The organism is Sorangium sp. So ce131 (assembly GCF_051519095.1).
Lineage (GTDB): Bacteria > Myxococcota_A > Polyangia > Polyangiales > Polyangiaceae > Sorangium.
In genome coordinates, this window is record NZ_CP150455.1 from 9,156,626 (window position 1) to 9,178,139 (window position 21,514).

The 21,514-nt window shown below is 73.0% G+C and carries 15 protein-coding genes; 5 read left to right on the plus strand and 10 right to left on the minus strand.

From position 1 onward, the window contains the following. The first annotated feature begins 47 nt into the window (after positions 1–47). Positions 48–770, plus strand: a complete 723-nt coding sequence (gene aat, locus WMF43_RS33050) for a leucyl/phenylalanyl-tRNA--protein transferase (protein WP_437670903.1) — start codon at positions 48–50, stop codon at positions 768–770. Positions 771–824: 54 nt separating this feature from the next. Here aat and rbfA read toward each other — a convergent pair whose 3' ends face one another. From rbfA to WMF43_RS33085, 7 genes are all read right to left on the minus strand, one after another. Continuing rightward, positions 825–1,199, minus strand: coding sequence for a 30S ribosome-binding factor RbfA (rbfA, locus tag WMF43_RS33055; protein ID WP_437670904.1), 375 nt, complete (start codon positions 1,197–1,199; stop codon positions 825–827). Further along, entirely contained in the window at positions 1,196–1,591 is a 396-nt protein-coding gene (locus WMF43_RS33060) for a DUF503 domain-containing protein (RefSeq protein WP_104983964.1), read from the minus strand. The genes rbfA and WMF43_RS33060 overlap by 4 nt, the downstream gene beginning before the upstream one ends. Positions 1,592–1,601: 10 nt before the next feature. Further along, on the minus strand, positions 1,602–4,796 hold the full coding sequence (infB, locus tag WMF43_RS33065; RefSeq protein ID WP_437670905.1) for a translation initiation factor IF-2: 3,195 nt from the start codon (positions 4,794–4,796) through the stop codon (positions 1,602–1,604). 15 nt (positions 4,797–4,811) lie between these two features. Continuing rightward, positions 4,812–5,981 (minus strand): DUF448 domain-containing protein, encoded by a 1,170-nt coding sequence (locus tag WMF43_RS33070; RefSeq protein ID WP_437670906.1) that lies wholly within the window; start codon positions 5,979–5,981, stop codon positions 4,812–4,814. Between the two features lie 23 nt (positions 5,982–6,004). Then, on the minus strand, positions 6,005–7,648 hold the full coding sequence (gene nusA, locus WMF43_RS33075; RefSeq protein WP_104983967.1) for a transcription termination factor NusA: 1,644 nt from the start codon (positions 7,646–7,648) through the stop codon (positions 6,005–6,007). A gap of 30 nt (positions 7,649–7,678) precedes the next feature. After that, positions 7,679–8,293 carry a ribosome maturation factor RimP gene (gene rimP / locus WMF43_RS33080; protein WP_437670907.1) on the minus strand — a complete coding sequence of 205 codons (615 nt, stop codon included), beginning with the start codon at positions 8,291–8,293 and terminating at the stop codon, positions 7,679–7,681. A 320-nt stretch (positions 8,294–8,613) separates the two neighbouring features. Continuing rightward, a complete protein-coding gene (locus tag WMF43_RS33085) occupies positions 8,614–9,822 on the minus strand; it encodes a phosphoglycerate dehydrogenase (RefSeq protein WP_437670908.1) in 1,209 nt (402 codons plus the stop codon). On the opposite strand from WMF43_RS33085, the gene WMF43_RS33090 reads away from it, so the two are divergent. Beyond that, positions 9,821–10,873: an FG-GAP repeat domain-containing protein gene (locus WMF43_RS33090; protein ID WP_437670909.1), complete on the plus strand. Its 1,053-nt coding sequence runs from the start codon at positions 9,821–9,823 to the stop codon at positions 10,871–10,873. The two genes, WMF43_RS33085 and WMF43_RS33090, sit on opposite strands and share 2 nt — an antisense overlap. On the opposite strand, the gene WMF43_RS33095 is transcribed toward WMF43_RS33090, so the two are convergent. From WMF43_RS33095 to WMF43_RS33105, 3 genes are read right to left on the minus strand one after another with little or no spacing between them, the layout of a single operon-like run. After that, positions 10,836–12,692, minus strand: coding sequence for a hypothetical protein (locus tag WMF43_RS33095; RefSeq protein ID WP_437670910.1), 1,857 nt, complete (start codon positions 12,690–12,692; stop codon positions 10,836–10,838). The genes WMF43_RS33090 and WMF43_RS33095 overlap by 38 nt on opposite strands. Before the next feature lie 12 nt (positions 12,693–12,704). After that, positions 12,705–13,346, minus strand: coding sequence for a hypothetical protein (locus WMF43_RS33100; RefSeq protein ID WP_437670911.1), 642 nt, complete (start codon positions 13,344–13,346; stop codon positions 12,705–12,707). Between the two features lie 15 nt (positions 13,347–13,361). Continuing rightward, positions 13,362–15,047 (minus strand): FHA domain-containing serine/threonine-protein kinase, encoded by a 1,686-nt coding sequence (locus WMF43_RS33105; protein ID WP_104983971.1) that lies wholly within the window; start codon positions 15,045–15,047, stop codon positions 13,362–13,364. Between the two features lie 392 nt (positions 15,048–15,439). Here WMF43_RS33105 and WMF43_RS33110 point away from each other — a divergent pair, with 392 nt between their 5' ends. The 3 genes from WMF43_RS33110 (at position 15,440) to WMF43_RS33120 (ending at position 21,512) form a co-directional block, all read left to right on the plus strand. Further along, entirely contained in the window at positions 15,440–16,618 is a 1,179-nt protein-coding gene (locus WMF43_RS33110; RefSeq protein WP_437670912.1) for a hypothetical protein, read from the plus strand. Positions 16,619–17,161: 543 nt separating this feature from the next. Then, the gene (locus WMF43_RS33115) at positions 17,162–18,856 is read left to right on the plus strand and encodes a serine/threonine-protein kinase (protein WP_437670913.1); all 1,695 of its coding nucleotides are present in this window, start codon (positions 17,162–17,164) and stop codon (positions 18,854–18,856) included. 46 nt (positions 18,857–18,902) lie between these two features. Then, positions 18,903–21,512, plus strand: coding sequence for a TonB-dependent receptor domain-containing protein (locus WMF43_RS33120; protein ID WP_437670914.1), 2,610 nt, complete (start codon positions 18,903–18,905; stop codon positions 21,510–21,512). Positions 21,513–21,514 lie beyond the last annotated feature (2 nt).

Below are 21,514 nucleotides of genomic sequence, written 5' to 3' on the forward strand. Positions count from 1 at the left end.
GTATTTGCAAGCGCGCGATCTGATGGGAGGATTCTCCCAGGACAGCGATGCGCATCCCGGTGCTCACGAGCCGCCTCGAGTTCCCGCCGCCCGAGCGCGCGACCCCGGAAGGGATCGTGGCCGTGGGCGGCGAGGCGTCGCCGGAGCGGATCCTGGCCGGCTACCGCCGGGGCATCTTCCCGTGGCCCCACGAGGGGCTGCCGCTGCTCTGGTTCTCGCCCGATCCGCGCTTCGTCCTGCCGCCGCGCGAGGCGCACATCCCGCACTCGCTGCGCAAGCGGGCGCGGCGCGGCGAGATCGAGGTGCGGACCGACACCGCGTTCGTGGACGTCATGCGCGCCTGCGGCGAGGCGCCGCGGCCAGGGCAGGACGGCACGTGGATCACCGAGGAGCTCATCGCCGGCTACGCCGCGCTGCACGCGGCGGGGTACGCGCACAGCATCGAGGCCTGGTCGAGCGGCCAGCTCGTCGGCGGCCTCTACGGCGTGTCGCTGGGGCGGATGTTCTTCGGCGAGTCGATGTTCGCGCGCGCCCCCGACGCCTCGAAGGTCGCCTTCGCGACGCTGCTCGGGAACCTCGTCGCCTGGGACTTCGCGCTGGTGGACTGCCAGGTGTACACGGACCACCTCGAGCGCTTCGGCGCGGTGGAGTGGCCGCGGCGCGAGTTCCTCCGGGCGCTCAAGCTGGCGCTCGACGCGCCGACGAAGATGGGCCCGTGGCGCTTCGACCTCGACCCCGCGCAGGCGATCGAGCGGCTGATCCCGAGGTGACCGCGGGCGAGGTCCGGCGCGTTCAGCGCGGCCCGCGGCGCCCTGCGCGCGAGCCTAGGACCCCTGTCCGCCCGAGCTGTCCTTGATCTCCCGGAGCAGGTCCTCGACCCGCCGCTGGGCGTCGATCCCCTCGTCGTAGAAGAAGCGCAGCGTGGGGACCACGCGCAGCCCCATGGTCCGCGCGACGTCCCTGCGCAGCCGGCCCGACGCCGCCTCGAGCCCCTTGAGCAGGGCGCGGCGCGCCGCCGCGTCCTCCACCCCGAGCTCGTTGCGCACGTAGATCCTCGCGCTCTGCAGGTCGTCGGTGAGCTCCACCCGCGACACGAGCACGCCCGCGAGCCGCGGGTCGCTCAGCTCCCGGAGCAGGCTCGAAAGATCCTCGCGGAGCCGCTCGGCGACGCGCGTCGCCCGCTTCACCATGCCGCTCATTCGTCGTCCTCTTCGCCCTCGATCATGTCCGAGGGCGCTCCCAGATCGTCCATCTCGCGCCCGAGCGCCTGCTCGATGCCGCCCTGCACCCCCGTCCCACCCTCGCCGAAGGGCACGATCTCCGTCGCCCGATCGGTGAGGACCGCGTGGGGCAACGACCCGGCCATCGCGGCCACGTCCGCGAGGACCCTGTCGCACATGGCCGCGGAGTTCGAGACCACCGCGACGCCCAGCGTGGCCCGTCGCGGATCGTCGAGCACGCCGACCTCGGCGATCGACACGCGCATCCGCGACTGCGCCCGCTCCTTCAAGGAGCGCACCACGCTGCGCTTGTCCTTGAGGGAGCGGGCCCCGACGATATCGAGCCGGAGACGGAGGACGCCGACGAACATCTAGGCGGGCTCAGAGCTTCGTCTTGATCTCTTCGATCTCGAAGCTCTCGATGATGTCGCGCTCCTTGATGTCCGAGTAGCCCTCGAGCGAGATGCCGCACTCGAACCCCTCGACCACCTCGCGCACGTCGTCCTTGAAGCGGCGCAGCCCCGAGAGGCGCCCCGTCCAGACGACGACGTTGTCGCGGATGAGGCGGGCCTCGGCGGTGCGCTTGACCGAGCCGCTCACCGCCATGCAGCCGGCGACCGTGCCAGCCTTCGTGATCTTGAAGACCTGGCGGACCTCCGCGCGGCCGAGGACCTTCTCCACCTTCGTCGCGGGGAGCAGGCCCTCCATCGCGCTCCGGATGTCGTCCACGGCGTTGTAGATGATGTTGTAGAGCCGGATCTCGACGCCCTCGCTCTCGGCCAGCGCGCCCGCCTTGCCGGCCGGGCGCACGTTGAAGCCGACGATGATCGCCTTCGACGCGACCGCCAGGTTGACGTCGCCCTCGGTGATGCCGCCGACGGCGCCGTTCACGATGGTGACCTTCACCTTCTCGGTCGAGAGCTTCGCCAGCGCGTGGATGATCGCCTCGACCGAACCCTGCACGTCGGCCTTGATGATCAGCTTGAGCTCGAGCTGATCCGCCTCTTGCAGGTTCTTCGTGATCGACTCGAGCGAGACGCGCGAGTCCTGCGGGATCAGCGTCTTCGACGCCTTCTTGCGGCGGGTCTCGGCGATCTCCTCCGCGGTCTTCCCGTCCTTGACGGCGTGGACGGGATCACCCGCGCTCGGCACCTCGTTCAGGCCGAGGACCTCGACGGGCGTCGCCGGGCCGGCCTCGGCGACGGAGCGCCCGAGCTCGTCGGTCATCGCCCGGACCTTGCCCCACGCGCTGCCGGCCAGGACGATGTCGCCCGTGCGGAGCGTGCCGTCCTGGACCATGACGCGCGCGACCGGACCGCGGCCGCGATCGAGCAGCGCCTCGATGACCGTGCCGCTGGCCCGCTTCTTCGGGTTGGCGCGGAGGTCCTGCACCTCGGCGAGCAGCAGGACCGACTCGAGGAGCTGGTCGATGCCGACGCCCGTCTTCGCGGACACGCTGCTGAACATCGTCTCGCCGCCCCACTCCTCGGGCTGCAGCCCGAGCGAGGCGAGGTCGCGCTTGATCTTGTCGGGATCCGCGCCCGGCTTGTCGATCTTGTTCACCGCGACGATGATCGGCACCTTGGCCGCCTGGGCGTGCGAGATCGCCTCCTTGGTCTGTGGCATGACGCCGTCGTCGGCCGCGACGACCAGGATGACGATGTCCGTGAGCGAGGCGCCGCGCGCGCGCATCGCCGTAAACGCCTCGTGGCCCGGCGTGTCGAGGAACGCGATCGTGCCGCGCGGCGTCTCGACGCGGTAGGCGCCGATGTGCTGCGTGATCCCGCCCGCCTCGCCCTCGGCGACCGTGGCCTTCCGGATCCGGTCGAGCAGCGACGTCTTGCCGTGGTCGACGTGACCCATGACGGTGACGATCGGCGGACGGATCTCGACGTCCTCGTCGGTGTCGGTCCCCGCCTGCATGGCCGCGGTGAGCGTGTCCTGCTCGCTGACGGCCACGTCCTCGACGCTCCAGCCGAACTCGCTGGCGAGGATCTTCGCGGTGTCGGCGTCGAGCGTGCTGTTGATGTTCACGCCCGTCATGCCCATCGACAGGAGGCGCATGAGCACGTCCGTCGCCTTCAGGCTCATCTTCGCGGCGAGCTGCTGGAGGCTGACCTGCTCCTCGATCTTGATGACCTTCTTGTGCGAGGCCATCTCCTGCGTGGAGACCTGGACCGGCTTGCGCGGGAGAGAGCCGCCCGGGCGCTGCCGCCCGAACTGCCCGGGGCGAGCGTTCCTGCCGCCCATCGGCCGGCCGCCAGGGCCGAAGCTGGGGCCACCGGGGCGCGCCTGCTGGGCGTTGGCGCGCGGATCGTAGGTGGTGCGCCGCGGCTGCGGCGTGCCGGTGCGGGCGGCGGGCATCGTGACGCCAGGGCGCCCCTGCCACACCTCGATGCCGGTCTTCGGCGGCGAGGACGGGCGGCGCGGCGGCTGCGCCGGCGCGTTGGCCGGCTCCTCCGGCTTCGCGGCAGGCGTCGACGCGGGCGGCTGTGTCGGCCGTGACGTCGGCGTGCGCGACGCGGCGCCCGCCGGAGCCGAGGGCTGCGGCGACGGCGCGGACGACGGCCGCTGAGGCGCGGCGGTCGACGGAGCGGGCCGCGAGGCAGCCTGCGCCGGCGCAGCGGGCGCTTGCGCGGCGGGCGCCGCGGGCTTGGCCGGCGCCGCAGGGGCGGGCGCCGCAGCCTTCGCCGGCGCCGCCGCAGGCGCGGCAGCCTTCGCGGGCGCAGCGGCGGGCGCGGGCGCAGCGGCAGGTGCAGCCGCCGCAGGTGCAGCCGCCGCGGCAGGCGCGGGCGCAGCGGCAGGCGCAGCCGCCGCAGGTGCAGCCGCCGCGGCAGGCGCAGCCGCCGCAGGCGCGGGCGCAGCGGCGGCCACAGGCGGCGCTGCTGCGGCCGCGGGGGCGGGCGCCGGCTCGGGCGAGGCCGCCCTCGGGGCTGGCGCCGGCGTCACTGCGGGCGCCGGCGTCGCCGCGGGCGCGGCCGCGGCGGGCGCGGGCTGCGCGGGAGCGGCGGCCGCCGGAGGCGGCGGCGCAGCCGGAGCGGGCGGCGCGGCGGGCGCGGCCGCGGCGGGCGCAGGCGCGCTGGGCGCGGCAGGCGCGGGAGCGGGCGCGCTCGCAGCGACCTGCGGCTCGGGGGCGGGCGCCGGAGGCGCTGCGACGGGAGCGGCGGGCGGCGGCGGAGCGGGGCGGCGGACCGGCGCTTCTTCCTGAGCAGCACGCTCGGGCGGCGGAGAAACCGATGCGGGCGGCGCTGCGGGCCGGGCGGGTGTCGCCTCCGGGGGCGGCGCGGCGCGCACGGGCGCCTCGGCCGGCTCCGACGCGCGGCCAGGCGAAGAAGGCTCGGGCTCGGCCCCGGGCCGCGCGCGGCGCTTCACCACCGTCGGGCGGATCCGCTCTTCCACCACCTCAGGCGACTTCTGCCGCTCGAGGTGCCGCTTGACCCGCTCGACGACGTCGGACTCGACGGCGCTCATGTGATTGCGCACGTCGCCTATACCCATGGACTGGAAGAGCGCGACCAGCGTCTTCTGGTCCATGTTGAGCTGCTTGGCGACCTCGTAGACCCGGACTTTGCTCATGCACCTCGCTCCACGTTAACCAATCCGCCTCACCCATCCACGCGGGCGACGATTTGCGGCCACTCTGTCCACCGTCGAGGCGCGTCCGGCAGAACCGGACTCCGCCCACCTGCCCCCGACCGCGCCGCCGTTCCCGGTCTCCGGAGCAGCTGCAAGAAGCCGACCGGCGCCGCCCGTCGGTGCCGGCTGTCCCGCGCGGCTCGCGGGCGCGCCCTCCGGGCTGCCAGGTTGTCCCGCGGCCGCCTCGGGCGCCGGGCGAGGGCCGCGCTTCGAAGGCCCGGCGTTCGCCCCTGCCCGCTCGGGTCGACGGCGAGGCTCCTGGCCGCCACGGCCAGGCGCCGTCCTCGTCGGCTCCGGGCTGCCGGCCACCTCCGCCGAAGGAGCGGGCGCGTTGCGCGCCGGGCGCCCTCTTCGACCGGCGCCGGCGCTGCCGCGCCCCCCTGCCTCCGCGGCGTCCTCGCCCCGCTCCACGCGCCCGCAGGTGTCCACGATGTGGACCGCGCGCGCGACGGCGTCCGCGATCGACGCCGAGGAGATCGCCATCACGGCGACCCCGCGCTCCCGGGGGCCGCCGGCCAGCGCGCCGAGCGCCTGCTTGCTCCCCCACGCGACGGCGCGCCCCTCGGCGACCGCCCGCCGCACCTCCGGCAGCTCGGCTCCGGCCGCCGCGTCGCACGCGACCAGGACGAGCGCAGCCTCGCCCCGCGCGCACGCCCCGGCGACCGCATCGGCCCCGATCGCCGCGCTCTGGGAGCGGACCGCGGAGCGGATCAGCCCCTCGAGCCGCCGCTCCATCGCCGCGCGGATGGCGCGCGCCAGCGAGGCGGTCGTGAGCGGCTCCGCGCCCTGCGCGGCGTCGTCGCCGGCGCGCTCCGCGGCGCCTTCGGCCAGAGGGCCCACGATCGTGTGGACGCGCCCCTTCGCGGAGCGGGCGAGGCCCCGGGCGACCGCGCCCGCGAGGCACTCCTTCCGCGGATGGACGTGCGCGCCCCGACCGAACCCGCCGTCCCCCGGATCGACCGCGATCACGCCGCCGGGACCGAGGATGAGACGGACGAGCGAGCGGGCGCCGCGGGCGTCGCCGACATCGACGCGCTCCCCGCAACCGACACACGTGCGCGCCCGACCCCTCTCCGAGGGCTCGCGCTCACCCGTGCCGTTCTGTCTGCTCGCCTCTGAATCCATCCTCGATCCTCTCACCCCTCGCGCTAGGCGTGCCTCGCCTCCGCCGCGCGGCGGACATCCGCCCGCGCCGCGTCGAGCACCTTCTGCTCGCTCTCCACGAACTCTCGCGCGCCCTGCTTGATCGCGCGCGCCTTCTTGATGCCGAGGCCGGTGCGGATCGCCAGGCGATCCTCGTCCTCGCGCAGCAGATCCTCCACGCTGCGGTAGCCGGCCTCCTCCAGGAGGACCACCGTCCGGTCGCCGACGCCGCGGATGAACAGGAGGCGCTCGCGGTCGGTGAGCGGCTCGGTGCGCGAGCTCGCGGAGCGGATGCGCTCCTGCCGGAGCCGCTCCATCGTCGTGTCCGACTGCGACTTGATCCGCTCGGCGACCTCGGCGCCGCCGAGGCCAGGGATCGCCGCGAGCTCCTCGACCGACGCCTCGCTCACCTCCTCGAGGGCGCGGAAGCCGAGCCGGTACATGGACTTGGCGATCTGCTCCGTCACGCCGTCGATCTGCTGGAGGGCGGAGATCGCCTCCTCCTCCATCTGCTTGAACTTGGTCTCGCTGATGATGTCGAGCTTCCAGTTGGTCAGCTGCGCGGCGAGGCGCACGTTCTGGCCCTTGCGCCCGATCGCGAGCGACAGCTTCTCGTCCGGGACCACGAGCTCCATGCGCCCGTCCGCCTCGTCGACGATCACCTTGTGCACCTCGGCCGGCTGGATGGCGGCGATGACGTAGCGCGCCGGATCCCGGTCGAACGGCACGATGTCGATCTTCTCGCCGCGGAGCTCCTGGACCACGGCCTGCACGCGCGACCCCTTCATGCCGACGCACGCGCCCACCGGATCGACGTCCGCGTCGCGGCTCGTCACCGCGATCTTCGAGCGGGCGCCGGGTTCGCGGGCGACCGACACGATCCGCACGATGCCCTCGTAGATCTCGGGCACCTCCGCCTCGAACAGCTTCTCGACGAGCCGCGGATCGGAGCGGGAGAGGATCACCTGCGGGCCGCGCGCCTCGCGATCGATGTCCTTCACGTAGGCGACGATGCGATCCCCCGGCCGGTACGTCTCGCGCGGGGTCTGCTCGCGGAACGTGAGCACGCCCTCGGTGCGGCCGATGTCGACGATGATGTTGTTGCCCTTCTCGAACCGCCGCACGATGCCGCGGATGAGCTCGCCCTTGCGATCCTTGTACTCGTTGAAGATGAGATCGCGCTCGGCGTCGCGGACGCGCTGGAGCAGGACCTGCTTCGCCGTCTGCGCGGCGATGCGCCCGAAGGTCGTGCGGCCGTGCTTCAGCTTCAGGATGTCGCCGTACTCCTTGTCCTGATCGCGCGCCTTCTCCGCGTCCTCGGGGCGCCAGAAGACCTGGAAGCCGAGCTCCTCGCCCAGGGTCGCGTCGAGCTTGAGCTTGTCCACGTCAGCGATGGAGATCTCGCGCTCCGGCTCGGTCACGGCCTCGACCACGGTCATGTACTGGAAGAGGTCGATCTGCCCGGTGTCCTCGTTGAAGCGCGCCTCGAGCTCGCGGGTCGGGCCGAAGACGCTCTGCGCCGCCTTCAAGATCGCGGCTTCGATCGTCTCGACAAGGATCTTCTTGTCGATCCCCTTCTCCTTCGCGACCTGATCGAGGATGCTGCCGAGGCTCGTCTCCGAGGTCGGCATCGCTGCCATCGTTGCCATGACGTCCCTGTCTCCTGATCTTTCTTCTCTCTACTTGCGCTTCTCGGAGCCGCGCTCGCTCCGCTTTGAGCCAGGCCGCGGAGGCGGCTCCGACTCCGTGGCGGCGTCCTTGCCCTGCCGCTGCTGCCGCTTCTTGGGCTTGGGCTGAGGCGTGAGCTCGAAGACGAGGCGCGCCTCCACGACATCCGAGAACGGGACCTCGATCCGCTTGCCGTCGACCGAGACCGCGACCTGCCCCTCCGGCGCCTCGAGGAGCTCTCCCCGGAGCAGCCGCTGGCCGTCCGGCGCCGGGCGAGACAGCTTCACCTTCGCGATCCGACCGAGGAAGCGGGCGAACTCCGCAGGAGTTCGCAGCCGCCGATCGAGGCCCGGAGAGCTGACCTCGAGGTTGTAATGATGGGCAATCAAGTCCTCCACGTCGAGGACCGAGGAGACGTCGCGCGAGACATCGGCGCAGTCCTCCAGCGTGACGCCGCCGCCAGCGTCCGCCGTGCCCTCGCGCTCGATCGTCAGCCGCAGCGTCCAGCCCGCCCGCTCCGTGGTCCACTCCAGATCGACGAGCACGACCCCGTGCGAGGCGAGCACCGGCGCGATCGCGTCGCGGACACGCCCGAGATCAAAGGTGGACCTGGTCGAAGACTCCATCGGTTGCGGCATGTGAGGGTCGTCACCGTTGGCGGATCCGGGGTCTTCGGCGCCATGGACCCCGAGCGACGCTGCCCGACGCCCCTGCGCCAAAAAAAAAGAGCCGATTCCCTAACTGGGAACCCGGCTCGCGGATCCGCCTAGTTGTCGGCGGACAACCTAGTCGAATGCGGGCCCTCATGCAAGGGGGGATACGGGCCCCCCCGCGCGCGTCCCGCCCAGCGCCGAGCATCCCGGGAGCCGGGAGTTCCTCCAGCCGGGGCGACCTCTCCGCAAGGGCCCGAGCCCGCGGCGCGCGGCGACGGATCGCGCGAGCCGCCTTACGCCAGGTTCGGCAGCGCGACGATATCCACGTGCAGGACCTCCTCGAAGGCCGCGATCTCCTTGAGGCAGGCCTCGCTCGGCCGGCCGGAGACCCGCATCTTCGTGCACGTCGCAGTGGCCCCCTCGAAGACGGTATTCGAGATCTCCTCGATGTTGATCCCATGCCGTTTCATGACGCTCAGCGTGTTCGCGAGGACGCCGACCTTGTCCATCATCCGGACGACGACCGCGTAGCGGGCGGGCGACGTCGCGCAGATGTTGACCACGTTGGGCAGGTCCTCCTCCGTCATGAAGGAGCGGATGATCCGGGCCGTCTCCAGGGCGATGGCGCGCTGGGCCTGCTCCGTCTGCGCGCCGATGTGCGGCGTCCCGTAGACGACCCCTCGCCCGAGCAGGCGCGAGGCGACAGCCCCCACCTCCTTGTCCGGCTCGCCGGCGAAGACGTCGAGGCCGACCCGCAGCCCCTTGCGCGGGACGAGCTCCTCGAGCGCGCCGAAGTCCATCACCTCGGGGCGCGCGGCGTTCACGACGATGGCGCCGTCGGGCAGCGCCTCCAGGACCCGTCGGCCGATGATGCCGCGGGTCTGCGGGGTGGACGTCAGGTGCACCGTGAAGACGTCCGAGCGGGAGGCCAGCTCCTCCAGCGTCCGGGCGTAGCCGACATCCAGCTTGGCGGCGCGCGCCGGCGTCAGCGAGCGCGACCAGACGTGCGGCTCGAGCCCGAACGCGCGGGCCCGCAGCAGCACCTCGCGGCCGATCGCGCCGAGCCCCGCGATGCCGATCCGCCGGCCGAACAGGCCCCGGGCCGCCGAGTACCTCGTCTTCTCCCAGCGCCCGGACCGGAGGTCCGTCGTCGCGTCGACCAGCCGGCGATCGAGCGCGAGGATGAACGCCATCGTGAGCTCCGCGACCGCGGTCGCGTTCTTGCCAGGACAGTTCGCCACGTAGATGCCGCGCGCGCTCGCCGCCGCGACGTCGATCGTGCTCACGCCGACGCCCGCCCTGACGATCAGGTTGAGCTGCCGCCCGGCCTCGATCGCCTTCGCCGTGACCTCCGTGGAGCGGACGACGAGGATGCCGATCCCATCCAGGGCCGCAGGCAGCGTGTCTTTGGTAAGCTCCGGCCGGGACTCGATCTGGATCCCGAGCACCTTGAGCTCCTCCAGGGCCGCGAGATCCATTTTGTCGGCGACTAGCAGGCGCATGCGGACCGGAACCGTAACAGAAAAGCTCGCGCTGACGGTGGGCGTTCTGGTCCTCTCCTGCGCCAGCGATCACCAGGTCTCCCCCTGGGGCGCCGCCCGCAGGCCGCCCCTCTCCGTGTACGTGGCGCCGCCCGACCTCGACGCGCACCTCGGCGCGATCGACGTGGAGGCGGCCGAGCTCGGGCTCTCGCTCGAGGTCGAGCTCCGCGGGGCGCTACCTCGCGGCGGCGGCGAGGTGGTGGTGCGCAGGTACCGCGGGACCGACGCGCTCGGGCGCCGCACCTCGGCGGTCCGTGTGGCCACGCCCCGCGGCGTGGTCATGGCCGCAGGGCCGCTCGAGAGCGGGCGCGTGGACCGCAGCCAGGCCACCGAGCTCGTGCCGTCGCTCCTGCCCGGCCCCGACGCGGACGCGGCGCAGCAGCTCGGGCTGTTCCGCTCCGGGACCGACCTCAACCGCGACGGCGCGCCGGACGTGGTGCTCAGAAACGAGGCGGGGGAGCTGGAGGTCTGGGCCGTGCAGCCGCTCGGCGCCGCCCGGTACACCGTCGAGCTCGCCGTGCCGCCGCGGTTCGCGCTCGACGTCGACCGCGATGGGTCGCTGGAGCTCGCCGGCCAGGTGCCCGTCGACGAGGGCGATCCCATCCGGCCGGATCTCGTCGACGTCGCCGGCTTCGAGGGCGGCCGCTACACGCACCGGAGCGGCGCGGCGCGCGCGTTCCACGAGGCGCGCGCGGGCGGGCCCGGCGCGGGCGGCGCCGGGCAGGGCAAGCGACCGGAGCCGCCGATGGACGATGCCGTCCGCCTGCGGCGCGCGCTGGAGCAGGCCTGGCACGCGCTGCTCGCGGGCAGACCGGCGAAGGAAACGCTCGCGGCGCTCGACCGGGAAGCGGTGCCGGCCGCCCTCCGGGAGGTGTTCTCGGTCCACCGGGCGAGGGTGGCCGACGTGGCCCAGGCGAGCGCGAGGGGCGCGCCGGCAGAGGAGGCGCCGACCCCGCCGCGCGGGACGCGCGCGCCTACTCGTCCGCAGGAGGCATCGGGAAGGCCTGACTGAACGTGACGACGATGTCGCCGGGCAACGCGTCGGGCTCCCGGTAGCCGCGCGTCAGCGGGAAGCCCCAGTCGGCGCGCATGACGACGCGGTTGAGCTGCGGGAAGAGGAGGCGCACCCCGAAGCCGGCCGACGTCTTCACGGCGAAGTCGTCGTAGCCGTCGAAGGCGTCGCCCGCGTCGGCGAAGGCCGCCCCCGCGAGCTGGCACGACCAGACCTCCACGGGGCGTGTCCGGAGCTCGAGGTTCGCCGAGAACACGTCCTCGCCGATGAACGCCCGCGTGGGGTACCCGCGGAGCCGCGTGTCGCCGCCGAGCACCGACCTCTGGTTCAGGTAGTTCCGGTAGCGATCGAGCAGCCGCACGTCGAGCACCAGCCGCCCGAGGCCGAAGCTCGGCGTGTGCACGCGCGCGCGCGCCTCGATCGAGGCGTCGGAGATGCGGGAGCGCTCGAGCTCCGTGACGCTCTCGACCACGACGCGCGCGAGGCCGTCGCCGAGCGGGACGGTGTACGCCGCGGCGGCGGCGATCCCGAGGAAATCGCGGGACGAGTTGAGCGCGGTCGTGACCGGGTAGATCCGGATCGCAACGTCGTGGCCCAGCCGGTAGTCCTCCTGCAGCGCGAGCGTGTTGACGTCGAGCGTCCGCAAGAAGCCCGTCGCGTACGTGGCGTACTTGAAGATCGGCGCGATGCGGACGTCGCTCACCGGCATCTCCACGCGCTCGAACTCCGCGAGCGCGGCCGGAGCCACGCCCGGGATCCCGTCCTTGCGGTAGACCTTGCGGCTCGCCTCGATGCCCACCGAGAGGTCGTGCTTCACGCCGCGGGAGGCCGCCGCCGCGACGCCCCGGCCGGCGCCCGCGCCCCGCCCGCCGAAGCTGCGGGTGAGGAGGTAGCTGCCGACGAGGAGGTCGCTCCGGTAGGTGTACGGGATCTGGTCGTCCCCCGGCGTCGCCTCCGCGTCGAACGCGGCGAGCTTCGTGCCGACGAAGCGGCGGGTCACCTCGTTGCGCCAGCCGATCTGGGTCTCCCAGGCCCACTCCGCCTCGGTCGCGTAGAGCGGCTGCCCGTAGACGAACGCGCCGGTGGAGCCCTCGAGCTCGCCGCTCTCCCGGCCGAGGATCGCGTTCACCTCGGCCCGCAGCCGCACGTGGCTGCCCCCGATGCGCGGCATCGAGTAGATGCCGCCGAGCGAGAGCGCGCCGGGATCGAGCTCGAGCTGCGCCGCGACGGCGTGGTGGGTGCCGAGCAGGTTCTGCTCGGCGGGCTGCAGGAACAGGTACTCGAGCTGGCCGCCGGCGATGCGGTAGTTCGAGTTGAGGCGGAGGCTCCAGACGTCCTTGGTGACGACCGCGACCCGCACCCGGTCCGGCGCGCTGCCCCGCAGCGCGAGGACGAGGACCAGCGACAGCTGGCTCAGGTCGCGCAGGTTGCGCGCCGACTCGTCGGCGAGCGCCTGCGCGTACGGCCGCCCCGGGGCGAGCAGCACCTCGCGCCGGATGACGTGCGGCCGCGAGAGCGCGTGGAACCAGTTCAGGAACGCCGGCGCGGGGTCGCGATCCTCGATCACCTCGAGCGGGACGACGTCGATCGCCTCGACGAGCTTGCCCTCGGGGGCGGGCTCCAGCGTGGCGCCGAGGCGCGCGAGGGCGCGATCGATCGTGGCGCTCTCGTAGCTCGAGTAGCCCTCGTGGCGGCGAGGCTCGGGCGGCGCCGCCGACGCGTGCTGCTGGGCGCGCGCCGGGCTCGCGCCGGACGGCGCGGCGATCGCCAGCGCGAGCGCGATCGCGAAGCGCACCCTCGCGGTCGACGCGCTACGCACGGGCCGCGCGCCTCAGAAGGACTCGGTGGGAGGGTACGTCGCCATGACGTTGATCCGGTACTTCACGTACTGGTGCGGGATCGTCCCCCAGTCGGGCGTCGGCATCGCGCGCCGCACGCAGCGGATCAGCTCCTTCGTCTTCCCGCGGATCGCCTTCGTCGTCGACTTGCCGGCGTAGAGGTTCGTCCGCTTGCGCCGGAAGTCCATCTCAAGGACGAAGCTGACCGTGGTGGTCTCCTTGCTGGTGGGGGCGCACGGGACGTTGTCGCGGATCGCGCGCGACAGGGCGTCCTCGAAGAAGGTGACGTGATCGCACCGCTCGGGCGGCGTGGTGCCCGGGCCGGGGTTCTCGCACTTGATCGTGGTGAACGGCGAGAGCGTGACGCCCGCGGGCAGCTCGGGCCCGGCGTCGGCGAGCGCCCCCGCGTCCGCGGCGTAGGCGCCGGCGTCCGCCATCGCGGCGTCCGCGGACGGGATCGGCTCCGGCTTGGGGCGGCGCCAGAGGTAGAGCGGCACCGCGACGAGGATGAGCCCCGCGACGAGCGCGATGATGATCTGGAGCCGCACCGGGCGCTCGCCGCCGCCGCGACCGAGGTAACGGTACGGCGAGGGTTGAGACGGCGGGCTGGACGGGAACGGAGGCCGGCTGTTCATCGGGCGCGTTCGGGTTCAGTCGATGAGCGTCCGCGCAGGGCGCCCGGGCTCGCCCTTCACCAGCGTCGCGCCGAGCTCGAGCGTCTCGGGGAGCATCCCCTGCACCTGCGCGACCACCTGCTCGACCACGTGGCGCGCCTCGTCGATGCTCGGCCCCACGATCGAGACAACGAACTTGAGCGGCCCCGTGCGGCCCGCGACGGCCGGCGTCAGGCTGAGCAGGAGCATCTCGGTCAGATCGATCACCCGCTGCGCCGCCTTGCGCAGCGCGAGCATCTCCAGGATGGTCGGGCGCTCGCTGACCTGGCGGTTCGGGCCGCGCAGCTCGTAGCGCGCGACCTGCATCGGCACCTCGGCCCAGTCGGCGAACAGGCCGTCCTCGTCGATCGCCTTCATCAGGTGCTCGCGCACGAGCAGGCCGGTGAGGCCGTCGCGCTTCGCGAGGTACTGCTTCGCGCGCCGGTGCTGCGGCGAGTCGGGGCCGAACGTCACGAGCTTCATCCGGCACTCGCCGACCTGCACCTCCCCGCCGTGCAGCAGCGAGACCTGCGTCTTGCGCTCGTAGTTGAAGTCCGCGTACGTGCCGTTCGTGCTGCCCTGATCCTCGATGAGCCACGAGCCCGTCTGCCACTTCAGGATCGCGTGCGCCCCCGAGACGGTCGCCTCGGGCACGCACAGGCTCTGATCGCTGCGCCGGCCGAGCGCGAGCTTCGTGTCGTGCAGCGGGAGCAGCGACCCGACGATCTCGGGCGCGTTCGTCGCGTACGTCACGAGCAGCGACTGCGCCCCGGGGGTGAAGTTCAGCTTGAGCGCGCCGCCCGGCGGCGGGCCCGGATCGAGGCGCTCGCGCGGCAGCTGGATCGGGCTCGTCGTAAGCTGCGACGGGTTGAAGAAGCGCATGTGCCGCGCCTGCGGCCGCATCGACGGGTCCTCGTTGAGGCCGCGGAAGATCTGCCGCACCTCGTCGATCGACAGGCCCGCCGGCACGTCGAACATGATCTGCTGCTTCATCGTCTTGAGCCGCGGCTTGTAGCCGGGCTCGGGGACGCGGCAGGTCCACATCTCCCAGAGCGTGAGCGCCATCGCGTACACGTCGTCCTCGGGGCTCGCGCCGCCGTTGCGCAGCCGCTCGGGGGACATGTAGTTCGGCGTGCCGCCGTCGGGCGGCGCGCCCGGGCGGCGCGCCGAGGCGCGCGCGCGCTCCTGGGCGAAGCCGAAGTCGAGGATCACCGCGCGCCCCTCGGAGACCATCACGTTGCCCGGCTTCAGATCGCCGTGCACGAGGCCCTGCGCGTGGATCGCCGCGAGGCCGTTGCAGACCTCGCTCGCGATCTTGCGGAACTCGTCCGCCGAGTAGCCGCCCTGGGCCTTGCGCTTGCGGATGTGCGTGTGGAGCGTCTGCCCGGGGATCTGCTCCATCACGAGGATGGGGCCCCAGGGGCTCGGCGCGAGGTCGTGCACCCGGCAGACGTTCGGGTGGCCCACCGAGCGCGCGAGGAGCAGCTCCTGGCGGAGCGCCTCGTCGTCGCCGGGCATGCGCGACTCCTCGCGGACCACCTTGAGCGCCACGGTCTGCTGCGTCGAGCGATCGAAGGCTAGGAAGACCTCGCCCATGCCGCCCTTACCGAGGCTCTGACGGATGTCGTAACGATCGTTGATGACCGTTCCGGCAGTAATGGGAGGAGGGGGTGTCTTGGTCACGGCCCGCGGTGGATAAAAGGAGCACGAACCGGAGCGTGCCCGGCACCGGCTGCGGCGCACAGCGTCGTCCATCTGAACGTGGATCGCAACGGTCCTTCGGGGGGACCTGCAGGACACCGCACCATGCCGGCCGCCGTCCCGCTGGTTTGGGCCGAGATCGCCCCTCCGGACGTCCGGGCTGCCGGGATCTCTTGACGATGGCCGCCGATTTGTTTACGCGAGTCCGCCGGCCCGCCGGCGGGCTCGCTGGCCCGGCGTTCGGGCCACGCCGCGCGCCGGGCCAGCGAGCCGGCGAAGCCGCGGCAGCAGCCGAGGCTCCGCCGCAGGCGCGGAGCCCGGAGCCGGCGTGCGTGATCGTCGGACCGCAGCGCCGCGGATCCTCGGAGGCAGCGATGCGCTGGTACGGCTGGAGTCATCAGGGGAGGAAGGACCTCGTCGCGGCGGCGCTCTGCGCGGCGGCGGCGCTCGTGCAGGGCTGCGGCGACGATGGAGACGGCGGCGCGGGGGCGTCGGCGAACGGAGACGGCGGCGGCGGTGGGGGCTCGAGCGCCGGCTGCGTCGACGCGCGATCCCACGAGGCGCTCTTCTCGCTGGTCGATCCCGGGTGGTGCGCCGTCGCCGTCCACACGACGGACGAGGCGCTCGGCTACGCGTCGTTGACGTGGGGCCGGCACGGCGGGCCGATGCTCGTGCGGAGCGACGCGCAGGGCGCGGTCGAGATCGTGCGGTTGACGCCGCCGGGCGGGGCGGGCGGAGAGCTCGCCGCGGCGCGCTCGGCGGTCGACGTCGACATCCCGGAGGGCGCGTTCCTCGGCGGGCAGGCGCTGGACCTGCCCTTCTTCGGGTGGACCGCGATCTCGTGGACCAGCGCGTTCCCCGACACGCTCGGGGAGCTCCTCCTGCTCGACGAGCGCGCGGCGGTCGCGGCGCGCTACGAGGTGAACGGCCTCTTCGCGGCCGCGGCCGTCGAGGGGCGCTTCCTCCACACGGGGCTCTCGCCGCTCGGCGATCCCGCCGCGGGCCCGAACGGCCTCTACGCCGCGGACACGTGCGGCGCGGCGGGGCAGGACGCGCGGCTGCTGCCGGAGGGGGACTCGAGCTGCGCGGCGCCCGCGGCGGTCGCGGCGTGGGGCGACAACTCCGGCCCCGTCGCCGCCGACCTCCGCGGCAACGTGTTCGCCGTGCTCCCCTCCTCGGACGGAGCGCAGCAGGCGCGCGGCTTCGCGGCCGCCGCGATCGCGCGCGGCGCCGGGCCCGCGGAGGGCGACGCCCTCTTCACCCTGCCGGGCGTGGGCACAGGCCTCGCCGCCATCGCGCCCGAGGGGAGCGCGCCCGGCCTCCTCGTCTTCCAGCCGGCCAGTAGCACGCCGTACGAGCCCCTCGCTGCGGTCGCGGTCCCGTACAGCGCAGACGGCGGCCGCGTGCAGACCGACGGTGAGCCCCGCACCTTCATCGAGCTCGCGACGCCCGGCACGTCGATCTCCCTCCTGGCGGACGAGAAGAACCACCTCTGGATCGGGGGCCCGCTTCCGAACGGAGGGTTCCTGTTCGCGGTCGCCGCCCGCCGCTGAGCCGGTCGCCGCCCGCCGCTGAGCCGGTCGCCGCCCGCCGCTGAGCCGGTCGCCGCCCGCCGCTGAGCCGGTCGCCGCCCGCCGCTGAGCCGGTCGCTGCCCGCTGCTGAACTGGTCGCCGCCCGCTGCTGAGCCGCTCTCCGATGCGGCTCTCCCACGCGTTCACGGCGCCGCAGCACGGGTGACCCGCCCGCGACTCCGTCCATGAGCCCCGCCGACATCACGCTGGCATCACACCGGAACGATGTCCGCACGAGCTCCAGTGTGGACGATCCAACCGGTCCGGTGCCGGTGGAACGCCTCGCTCCGATACACGGGCAGGCGTCTGAGCGCTCTGGATGCCAGCGCACGTGCCGTGCGTGCGTTCACCCTCTCCGTGCCGGCCGTCCGGACAGCAGCGCACCGCACCGTGCTCCACGCATTTCATCCGCGTGCAGCGGCACGGCAGATTGACACATCAGAGCTGCCTCAGTCACACTGCATGCGAGGCGGCTGCTGTGTGTCCAATCTTCACCTCCTCCGCTGCCCGAGGAGAGGCACGACATGCCTGATGGCCGACAGCGAGAGGTAACCGGCGGTTCGAGGCCGTCGAGGTCTGCCGCGCCTGATCCGCTGCTAGGGCGTGTCATCAACGGCCGCTTCAAGGTCGTCAGCGTCATCGCGCGCGGCGGCATGGGGAAGGTCTACAGGGCGGAGCAGGCGCCGCTCGGCCGTATCTGCGCGCTCAAGGTGCTGAGCCCCAAGTACGACGGCGACCACGATCCCGAGTTCCACCGGCGCTTCTTCCTCGAGGCGTCGACCGCGGCGAAGCTCTCGCACCCGAACACGGTCACCGTGTTCGATTACGGCCACACCGACGACGATATCTATTACATCGCGATGGAGTACATCGAGGGGAAGACCCTCCACCGCGTGCTCCGCGAGGAAGGGCCGTTCTCCGAGGCGCGCACCGCGCACATCGCCCGCCAGATCGGCCGGTCGCTCCGCGAAGCGCACGGGCTCGGCGTCGTGCACCGCGACCTCAAGCCGGGCAACGTGCTGCTCGTCGACCACGAGGACGAGCACGACCACGTGAAGGTGCTCGACTTCGGGCTCGTCAAGGACACCGAGAGCGGCGAGGACCTCACGCAGCAGGGCCTGTTCATGGGCTCGCCGAAGTACATGGCGCCCGAGCAGATCACGAACGGCGGCGTCTCGGGGCGCACCGACATCTACGCGCTCGGCGTGATGATGTACGAGATGCTCTCGGGGCACGTGCCCTTCGACAAGGGCGCGAGCGTCGGGACGTTGATGTCGCACGTGAGCGATCAGGTCCCGCCCATGCAGACGTACAACCCGCGCCTCGCCGTCTCGCCGGCGATGGCGGCGATCGTCTACCGCTGCCTCGAGAAGGATCCGGCGCTGCGCTTCTCGTCGATGAACGAGCTCGTCGCCGCGCTCAAGCTCACCGAGGGCGGCGTGGCCACACGCGGGGCCGGCGACAGCCTCCCCGTGCTCGCCGGCCCGGGCGCCGCGGGCCACCGCTCGTCGATGCCGTCGCTCTCGACGACGGGCGACATCCCGGGCATCTCGTCGCCGAGCTCGTCGCCGCCCGCCAGCACGGCGGTCACCTACACGGGCCCGCTCGGCACCGAGACCACGCTCCAGCAGCCGTCGCCGCCCGTCTTCGTCACCCCCTCGATCACCGACTCCATGGGGCCTCGCCCGGCGCCGTCCCCGGAGGAGCTCGCCACGCTCGCGTCCGGCGCGAGCCCGGGGCGGAGGCTCGCCCCGTGGGCGATCGCCGCGGTGCTCGCGGCGGGGGTCGGCGTCGCCGCCGTGGTGGCGTCGCGGCCCGAGCCCGCGCAGCCGGCGAGCGCGGCGAAGGGCGAGCCGAGCGCGGCGACCACGCCGCCAGCGGCGACGACGGCCCCGGCCCCGACCGCAGCGGCCGCCACGCCGCGCGCGCTGCGGATCGAGAGCGCGCCGCCCGGCGCGGCGGTCCGGGAGGGCAACAAGGAGCTCTGCGCCGAGACGCCGTGCGAGATCACCTGGCGGGGCGCCGCGGCCGAGCCCGCGTCGGAGCACGAGCTCGTCTTCGAGAAGAAGGGGTTCAAGGCGGCGACGGTGCGCGTCTCCGGCGCCGAGGAGAAGGTGCGGGCGAAGCTCGACCCGGCCGCGACCGCGCCCGCCGCGACCCCGATCCGACCCCGATCGAGCGCCTACAAGCCAGATCCGTACAAGAGCAATCCTTACTGACGGGCGCGCGAGCGCTCCCCGGCCCCGCTGAGGACAGGGCGAACTCATGTCGTCTCCCGATTCTTGCTCGCAGGGCCATGAGGGCGCCGCCCCGGCGCTCGCCTCGACGCGCGGCCGCGCGGGCGGCGTCCGCGCGCGGAGGCTCTCCGCGTGCGCCGTCCTGGTCGCCGCGATCGCCGCCGCGCGCGGCGCGCGCGCCGACGCCCGCACCGAGGCGCGCCTCCACTTCCGGGCGGGCATGGACCTCATCGCCCAGAAGCAGTTCGACGAGGGGATCAAGCAGCTCCAGAAGGCGAACGAGATCCTCCCGCACCCGAACGTCGTCTTCAACATCGCGCGCGCGCACGCCGAGGCCGGCAACATCGAGCAGGCGATCGCCAGCTACCGCGAGTACCTCGCGAGCGATCCCCCGGACCGGGAGCAGGTCGCGCGGATCCTCGAGCAGCTGGAGCAGCGCCTCGCCGCGCAGCGCGCCGCGACCGCCCCGGAGCCGCAGCCGCCGCCGGCGCCCGCCGCGCAGCCCGCGCCGGCGCAGCCCGCGCCGGGCGAGGCGCCCGCGCAGCCCGCCGGGGCGCCGCCCGCCGCGCCGGGCGCGGGCGCCGCGGCGGCGCGGCCGGCGCCGGGCCGAGGCGCGGCGGGCGAGACGTCGAGGATCGTCGGCGCGGCCCGCACCGAGGACGTCTATCAGGAGACCGTCGTCACCGCGTCGCGCGGCGCCCAGAGCCCGCTCGACTCCCCGAACTCGACGACCATCGTGACCCGCCAGGACATCCGGCTCTCGGGGATGACGCGCATCCCGGAGCTGCTCCGGCGCGTGGCGGGCATGGACGTCATGCAGATCACGGGCGGCGACGAGAACGTCTCGATGCGCGGCTTCAACAGCCGCCTCGCGAACAAGCTCCTCGTCCTCGTGAACGGGCGCACCGTCAAGAACGACGTGCTCGGCTCGACGTTCTGGGAGGCGCTCTCGATCGACGTGGATCAGATCGAGCGCATCGAGGTGGTGCGCGGCCCCGGCTCCGCGCTCTACGGCGCCGACGCCTTCGCCGGGATCGTCAACATCATCACGATCGAGCCCGGCGCCGGGAAGAGCGGCTTCCGCGCCGGCTACGGCGATCACCAGCAGGGCTACGGCTCGGTGTGGGCCTCCGCGCGGGAAGGCGACTTCGCGTACCGGCTGTCCGCGGGCTACACCCGCTACCCCCGCTGGACGCGCGAGGTCGCGGACGACCGCATCGACCTCGAGACGAGCGGCCAGGACCAGGACCTCGGCGCGCAGAACGTCCGCATCGACCTGCGCGCCTCGCAGCGGCTCGGCCCGCGCCGCGAGCTCGAGGTGGGCGCCGGCTACGCGCGGAGCGAGCTCGACATCTACGGCATCGGGCCGTTCAACGACTACAACCTGGAGGTCACGAACGCGGACGTCGCGGTCGCGTACCTCAGCGAGAACCTCAACGCGCGGACGTACTACTCGCTCCTCGACGGGGCCTCGCAGCTGAACGCCGCGTACCTCGGGCACACCCTGTACGCGGGGCGGCCGCTGCAGCACATCGTGAACGCGGAGCTCGAGTTCGTGAAGTCGCTGCGGGCGCCCGCGCCCGTCGCGCACGACTTCCACATCGGCCTCGGCTACCGGCTCAAGGCGACCGAGTGGAGCTACCTCGACGACGACACGCCGATCGAGAACCACGCGTCGGTGTTCCTCCAGGACTCGATGCGGCTCGGCGAGCGCTTCACCATCGTCGCGTCGGGGCGGCTCGACTACGTGCCTTACCTGGAGCGGCTCATCCCGTCGCCGCGCGGCTCGTTCATCTTCAAGCCGACGCCGCGCCAGGCGATCCGCGTCTCCGGCTCCACGGCCTTCCGCTCGCCCACGGCCCTCGAGGCGTACGTCGATCTGCCGATCCAGCTCGCGCTGCCCGGCGTCGAGCTCCTCTCGACCACGCGCGCGCCGGTCCGCTCCGATTTCATCCTCGATCCGGAGCAGATCATCACCGCCGAGGCGAGCTACCTGAACCAGCAGAGCGACTACTTCGAGTTCGAGGTCACCGCGTACTACAACCGCGTGAGCAACCTCATCGTGCTCGCGGAGCCGCAGCCCACGACCCTCTCGCAGCGCGCGGAGGGGCTCGGCGGGCTGAACCCGGAGACGGGGCGCTACACCTCCGGCTTCGGCGGCTTCGAGAACCAGTGCGACGTCTACCACGTGGTCGGCGGCGAGCTCGGCGGCCGGCTCTACCCCGTCGAGGGGCTCGACCTGTTCGCGAACTACGCGCTCAACCTCTCCGAGCAGCAGCGCCCCGGCGGGTGCAGCGCCCTCGAGGACAAACGCACGAGCCAGCACAAGGTGAACGCGGGCGTCCAGGTCCGCACGCCCATCGGCGTCGACGGCGAGATCACGTTCCACTACCAGTCCGCGCAGCAGTGGGCCGAGCAGGTCCCGGCGGGGACCGTGATCGCCACGAACATCTACCCGCTGCCCGCGTACACGCTGCTCAACGCGCGCCTCGGCTACCGGTTCCTGAAGGACCGCGCCGAGATCTCCGCGACCGTGTTCAACGCCCTCGACGGGCTCGGCGAGCAGCCGCTCCAGATGCACCCGTTCGGCAACCACATCGGCCGGCGCTTCATGGGATTCTTCAGGTACTCACTCTAGGC